The organism is Nostoc sp., from assembly GCF_036917515.1.
GTDB lineage: Bacteria > Cyanobacteriota > Cyanobacteriia > Cyanobacteriales > Nostocaceae > Nostoc.
The window spans coordinates 21,911-28,360 of the sequence record NZ_JBALDE010000143.1 but is presented as its reverse complement, the minus strand read 5'-3'; the positions used below and the strand labels follow the sequence as shown (position 1 = coordinate 28,360).

The 6,450-nt window shown below is 44.0% G+C and carries 6 protein-coding genes; 1 reads left to right on the top strand and 5 read right to left on the bottom strand.

Going from position 1 to position 6,450, the window contains the following annotated elements:
* Window positions 1-294: 294 nt before the first annotated feature.
* The 4 genes from V7K89_RS18730 to dnaJ all read right to left on the bottom strand — a co-directional run bounded on the left by V7K89_RS18730 (window position 295) and on the right by dnaJ (window position 3,680).
* Window positions 295-1,074, bottom strand: a complete 780-nt coding sequence (locus V7K89_RS18730) for a Uma2 family endonuclease (RefSeq protein ID WP_335189667.1) — start codon at window positions 1,072-1,074, stop codon at window positions 295-297.
* A 91-nt stretch (window positions 1,075-1,165) separates the two neighbouring features.
* Entirely contained in the window at window positions 1,166-2,299 is a 1,134-nt protein-coding gene (gene rsgA / locus V7K89_RS18725) for a small ribosomal subunit biogenesis GTPase RsgA (RefSeq protein ID WP_335189665.1), read from the bottom strand.
* On the bottom strand, window positions 2,296-2,553 hold the full coding sequence (locus tag V7K89_RS18720; protein ID WP_179067213.1) for a sulfurtransferase TusA family protein: 258 nt from the start codon (window positions 2,551-2,553) through the stop codon (window positions 2,296-2,298). The genes rsgA and V7K89_RS18720 overlap by 4 nt, the downstream gene beginning before the upstream one ends.
* Entirely contained in the window at window positions 2,553-3,680 is a 1,128-nt protein-coding gene (gene dnaJ, locus V7K89_RS18715) for a molecular chaperone DnaJ (protein ID WP_335189663.1), read from the bottom strand. Before dnaJ ends, V7K89_RS18720 begins: the two co-directional genes overlap by 1 nt.
* 288 nt (window positions 3,681-3,968) lie before the next feature.
* Here dnaJ and V7K89_RS18710 point away from each other — a divergent pair, with 288 nt between their 5' ends.
* Complete coding sequence (locus tag V7K89_RS18710) at window positions 3,969-4,109, top strand: hypothetical protein (protein WP_335189661.1); 141 nt, start codon at window positions 3,969-3,971, stop codon at window positions 4,107-4,109.
* Window positions 4,110-4,368: 259 nt separating this feature from the next.
* Here the strand turns inward: V7K89_RS18710 and dnaK are convergent, their stop codons facing one another.
* Window positions 4,369-6,327 (bottom strand): molecular chaperone DnaK, encoded by a 1,959-nt coding sequence (gene dnaK / locus V7K89_RS18705; RefSeq protein WP_335189659.1) that lies wholly within the window; start codon window positions 6,325-6,327, stop codon window positions 4,369-4,371.
* Window positions 6,328-6,450 lie beyond the last annotated feature (123 nt).

Below are 6,450 nucleotides of genomic sequence, written 5' to 3'. Positions count from 1 at the left end.
ACAAATGCTCTGAATGCGGTAACTAAAAAAGACATTATTGGATGGTTCACCCACTGCTGTTACTATATTGCACCCAACTGAGAACCGCTATATACAAAAGAACGCTGAACTCGAACACCGAAACCTAGTAACAATGGTGATGTTATTTCGTTATCAGCCAGCAAGGTTGCAATCAGTATTTAATTGGGTAGCTTCCTAATTCTTAGTTTGAGGTTATCCAACAAACTTTATCAGATATTGTTTGGTTCATAGCACTATTTTTCCATGCTTAGTTTAGAGATAAAATTCTATTTTTCAGAATATTTGGTTAGGATTAATACCTGCATTTCGCAAGCGTTCTGCCAATATTGCAGCCCGTTGACGTTCTTGTTCTAACTGTTGGTTTGCTTGCTCTAATTGTTGGTTTGCTTGCTCTAATTGTTGGTTTGCTTGCTCTAACTGTTGATTTGTTTGCTCTAATTGTTGGTTTGATTCTTCCTCTGGCAACATCACCAATCCATCTGGTGTAAAGAAGCGTAATTTGCCCAAATATACTGCCAAATACAGTTCTAACTGCTGACTCCACAACCAACCCAACTCAGTGGGTACAAGGTCTTGATATTGCCCATCAACTAAATGAAATCCCTGTAATTCTAGGTTATTTGGGTCAAACCAAAAGTAATCTGGAGTACGAAATGTATTCTGATAAATTTGCTTTTTCAAACCTTTATCAACTGAAGCAGTGGAATTAGATAATAGCTCAATAATCACATTGGGATATTTGCCGTCTTCTTGCCACACAACCCAGCTTTTACGGTCTTTTTTCTCTGTATCTAAAACCACAAAGAAATCAGGGCCTCGAAATTCTTCTGACTTTTTCTGGTTAGGACTGAAATAGATTGTCAGGTTGCCGGTAGCATAAAAATCTTCACGATCGCGCCACCACCATTTAATCAGGCGAATGAGTAAATCAATTTGTTCGCGGTGTAAATCAGATTCCAAGGGGAGTTCATCACTATAGATATCACCTGGTGGAAAAATTATACTCTCAGTGACAGCTTGTAAACTAGGGGTGGTGGCAATAGGCTGAGACATACAAAATACTTTTTCTGTTTGTATCTATGCTATCGTGACCAACCTTTGCATTATGAGTGTGTAGGCGCTCCTGTTATAGATATCGCACTTTTTATTCCTCATCCCGATATAACTCTTGCAAGTCCTGTAACTGAGTCTTCCGAGAAATCCGGCGATATTTTTTACTTTCTAACTTGGGTTCGTATTGACTGTGTCCTTTGCCTTTGCTTTTGCTTTTTAACTTCAAGGTAGATTCTGGATCGGCTTGTTGGTTTAGCTGTGTTTGATGAGCGATCGCCGCGTCCAAAAATTCTAAATAATGTTCATATCGTTCCCAGTCTCCCCGCACCACACACTCAGGCTCGTCTCGATGCAGACAATTACTAAACCGACAGCTAGCAACTGCTAACCGCTTTCTTGCTTCTGGAAAATAATGGATTAATTCTTCTGGGATACAATCCATGTCCGGCTGATTAAAACCGGGAGTATCAGCCAGTAAACCACCACTAGGTAACTCAAATAATTCTATATGGCGAGTGGTATGACGACCACGAGCGAGTTTTCCAGAAACTTCTCCGACTCGCAGTTCAAGAGAGTCAATTAGCGTATTAATCAGACTGGATTTGCCAACCCCGGAAGGCCCAGCAATTACAGTAATTTTATTGCTCAAATATCTAGCTGCCTGGTTGGTATTTACACCATCTTTGACACTGATAAATATCGGTTGATAACCCCAGCCAAATAGGCGATCGTTAACTTGTTGTTGTTCCGGCAGTAAAATTAAATCACTTTTATTCAAACATAAAAGCACATCTAAGCCAGTAGACTCAGCTTTAATTAGAAACCGACTCAACTGATAAGGTTCCAAAGGTGGATCAGTTACGGCAAATACTAATAAAATTTGGTTAACATTGGCGATCGCCGGACGATCTAATTCGCTTTGGCGGGGTAAAACCTCAGCGATCGCACCCCGTCCCCCAGCCCAATCTGGTTCTACCACAACGCGATCGCCTACCATCACTTGTTGTCCAATTTTTTTCAGGCGTGTTCGGCGAGTACAAAGCAGGAAAGGAGGCAAGGCAGCAGAGGGGCAGAGGGGCAGGGAATTTAAATTCAGTTTCTCCTCTGCTCCCTTGCTCCTCTGCTCCACATCTTCTTGATCTAGCTGTACTCGGTAAAAATTAGCCTGTACAGCCACCACCGTACCTAATAATTGTCCAGTTGCGGCAAAAATTTCCTCTGTCATTGGCTAGCAACTGGACGGCGCACTAATAAAGAAAAATAACTAGTGCAGTCTGTAATTTGTTCCACCTGATAGCCTGCCATTGTCAGACTATCAGGAACCTGCTCAATCGGCTCACCTGGGTCTAACCAGACTTCTAGCAAACCTCCTAATGGCATTTTCTCTAGACGTAGTTTTGTCCGCACGAAATTAATTGGGCAAGGGGTGCCGCGTAAATCAAGTTGAGCATCGGGAGTTGAAACAGAAGAGGGCTTCATCACTTAAATAAATTTCCCAAGAATCCTTCTAAACCGCCTTTACCAGTGCGATCCCCCTTAATTTTAGCCAGCTTCTCCAACAGTTCCCTCTCCTCTGGGGTGACTTTATTGGGAATATCAATTAATACGTTCAGCATGTGATCTCCACGACTTACAGGATTACCCAAGCGGGGTACACCACGATTTTCCAACTTCATCACCGTATTCGGCTGAGTTCCAGCTGGAATGATTAGTTCTACTGGTCCATCTACCGTATCTACCTCTAACCGACAACCTAAAATCGCTTGCAGGTAGCTAACTTTGATTTCCGAAAGAATATTAATCCCATCCCGTTGGAATTCCTCGTCTTCATTCACGAACAAGTAAACGTACAAATCCCCAGCAGGGCCATTACGTTGACCAGCATCGCCTTCACTAGAAATCCGCAAACGTGTGCCATTATCCACCCCCGCTGGAATAGTAATTTTAAGTTTCTTGGTGACTTGATTTGCGCCCTTACCATCACAGGCATCACATTTATCTTCAATTACCATCCCTGTGCCATTACAGGTGGGACAAGTTGAGACTTGGGTGAAACTGCCAAAGGGTGTTCTGGTGACACGGCGTACTTGACCCGATCCGCTACAAGTCGAACAAGTCCGAGGGCGAGTTCCAGGTTTAGCACCAGAACCGCTACAAACTTCACAATTTTCTAGATGGGAAATGCGAATTTCTTTTTCGCCGCCAAATATCGCTTCCCGAAAGTCTAACTTCAGGTCTAGCCGCAGGTCATCACCCCTGGCAGGCCCACTGCGCCGTCTTTGTTGCGTGGGATTACCCATACCGCCAGCAAAGCCACTAAAAATGCTTTCAAAGATATCGGCAAAACCACCCATATCGCCGACATCTTGAAAGCCCGCGCCAGCCCCCGATACACCCTCTGGGCCAAAGCGATCGTAACGAGCGCGGGTTTCGGGTTCTGAGAGCACCTCATAAGCGCGGTTAATTTCTTTAAAGCGATCCTCCGCCCCTGGTTCTTTGTTCACATCTGGGTGATACTTCCGGGCTAGACGGCGATAGGCTTGTTTGATTTCTTCTTTGTCAGTGTCACGAGAGACACCCAGGATTTCATAATAGTCGCGGGCCATATAACAAAGGTAAAAGTTAGAAGGAAGAAAGCAGAAGTCAGTAGAACGTCATTCACGGTCACTTGCTACCCTATGGATTAAGTGTTTTGCCTACAGATATGCAAGAGCAAGACATTATCCTTTAGAGGGCGGCTTGCCGGAGGGCAGGCAGAAGATAAAATTAATTTTTGTTAATAACTGATTTTACCCTTTACCTTTTACAAAAATCACCGACAAATCTTGAGCAACAGGTGCTTTCCTCGTGGGAGACGACAAAAGCTATAGAAGTTAGGAGCTGGTTGTAAGCCTTTGCTCAGACTTCTCACTGCCGAGTCGGCTGTCTCTTTTACAATTGTGCTACGTAGGAGAGGAAAACTCGCCCATCAACCAGAGGAGCTAGCCGCACCATTAGGTGTGGAAAACCACCCTTATGCTTTGGATTGGCTTTGAATTTGCACATTGCCTAGCCCAAAGTAATTTGCTTCTACAATTTAGCAAACCGCTGGGGTCTTGTGAAACTTCGCTAAATCTAAATATTTAAATATATTAAAATATCTTAATAAAAATTTGCAACTTAGGGGATTGGGAGTGGGGAAGCAGGGGACAAAGGGACAAGGGGGACAAAGGAAAATTATTGAACAAATCTCTCCCAAGTCTCCCCCCTCTTCCTTGTCTACCTTGTTTCTTCTTCATCCCCCATGCCTAACCCCTAATCTATCGCCTCATAATCAGCCTGAGCAGTACTTTCTTCGTCAAAATCAAAGTTGAATTGTGGTATTAGCGTGCCATTCATTGGTGAGTCTACTTCTGGAGTAAAGTGACCAGATGAACCCTCCTCAATCTCACCAGTTTGGCTGTTAGCTCGATTGTAGACATCAGCACCAATTGCAAACAAGGTTTGTTGGAAGTCGTCTAAGCGCTGCTTAAATTCCACTGTGGAAATGCTGGAGTCAATCATTGCAGCTTGGAGTTGTGCAACTTTTTCACTGGCCAAGGTTTTCATCTGGTCGCCGATAAAGTTGCTATTATCCTTAATGGTGGATTCATAACTGAACAACAAATTATCTGCTTGGTTTTTGAGTTCAACCAGTTCTTTACGTCTTCTATCATCTTCGGCAAATAGTTCTGCCTCTTGACGCATCCGTTCGACTTCGTTGCTACTCAAACCACCTGTATTGGTAATCTTGATACTCTGTTCTCGACCTGTACCTTTATCTTGGGCAGAAACTTTCAGAATACCGTTGACATCGATTTCAAAGGATACTTCAATTTGCGGTACACCACGGGGAGATGGAGGAATTCCTGCAAGTAGAAACTTGCCAAGACTCTTATTGTCTCGTGACATCGCCCGTTCACCTTGGAGGATGTGAATTTCCACTGAGGTTTGCCCATCAACTGCGGTGGAAAAAACTTGTGATCGACTCGTAGGAATTGTGGTGTTGCGTTCAATGATTTTAGTGAACACTTCACCCAAAGTTTCAATTCCCAAGGATAGAGGAGTGACATCCAGTAGTAAGAGATTATCGACTTCGCCACCCAACACACCTGCTTGAATAGCTGCTCCTAATGCTACGGCTTCGTCAGGGTTGACAGAGCGATCAGGAGCTTTGCCGTTGAAAAACTTAATTAGCGCGTTTTGGACTGCGGGAATACGCGTAGAACCACCTACCAAAATAATCCGATCTATGGATTGTGGTTTGAGATCCGCATCTTTGAGCGCTTGAATCATTGGTTCAATGGTCGCTTCAATTAATTTGGCAGCGAGTTCTTCAAATTTCGAGCGACTGAGTTCCATCTCCAGATGCTTTGGTCCGATGTCATCAGCTGTGATAAAGGGCAAGTTGATGGAGGTATTCACCATACTAGAAAGTTCAATTTTTGCCTTTTCGGCTGCTTCTCGCAGGCGTTGCAATGCCATCTTGTCTTGGGAAAGGTCGATTTTCTCTTGTTGCTGGAAGCGTTCCATCATCCAAAGGACGATCGCATTATCAAAGTCGTCGCCACCCAAGTGGTTATTACCACAAGTCGCCTTAACTTCAAAAACGCCATCCCCAAGTTGCAGGATCGATACGTCAAACGTACCCCCTCCCAAGTCGAATACTAAAATTAACTGTTCTTGGTCTTGCTTTTCCAATCCGAAAGCTAAAGCCGCAGCTGTTGGTTCATTGATGATTCGCAGAACTTCTAGTCCTGCAATCGTGCCAGCATCTTTAGTTGCTTGTCTTTGGGCATCTGTGAAATATGCTGGTACGGTGATCACTGCTTGAGTGACCTCCTCACCCAAAAAGTTTTCCGCATCCTGCTTCAGCTTTTGCAGGACCATCGCGGATAATTCTTGGGGCGTGTAGTTTTTTGAGCGAATTTGGACATCAACGGTCTCATCTCGACCTTTGATGCAGTTGTAGGGGACGCGATCGCGTTCTACTTCAGTATCTTCCCAACGCCGCCCGATAAATCGTTTAATACTGTAAATTGTGTTCTCAGCATTGGTTACGGCTTGGCGCTTTGCCAATTGACCAACCAAGCGATCGCCACTTTTCCCAAATCCCACAATACTTGGAGTAGTTCGTCCACCTTCAGAATTGGAGATCACAAGTGGTTGGCCACCCTCCAAAACTGCGACGCAACTGTTAGTAGTGCCTAAGTCGATCCCAATAACTTTTCCCATATTTGCCAGTATTTTTACTGAATCTTTCTGCTGTAATATGTCGCGGACTAACTTTTTTATTAAAAACAAAGGCTAACGGATAACGTCTGTGGAACCCCTATTGCTGGTAGCAAGAAAGAAGTT

Excerpts from the sequence above, each read along its gene's own strand:
- V7K89_RS18730 (WP_335189667.1), bottom strand. The coding sequence starts at position 1,074 with ATGTCTCAGCCTATTGCCACCACCCCTAGTTTACAAGCTGTCACTGAG.
- rsgA (WP_335189665.1), bottom strand. The coding sequence starts at position 2,299 with ATGACAGAGGAAATTTTTGCCGCAACTGGACAATTATTAGGTACGGTG.
- V7K89_RS18720 (WP_179067213.1), bottom strand. The coding sequence starts at position 2,553 with ATGAAGCCCTCTTCTGTTTCAACTCCCGATGCTCAACTTGATTTACGC.
- dnaJ (WP_335189663.1), bottom strand. The coding sequence starts at position 3,680 with ATGGCCCGCGACTATTATGAAATCCTGGGTGTCTCTCGTGACACTGAC.
- dnaK (WP_335189659.1), bottom strand. The coding sequence starts at position 6,327 with ATGGGAAAAGTTATTGGGATCGACTTAGGCACTACTAACAGTTGCGTC.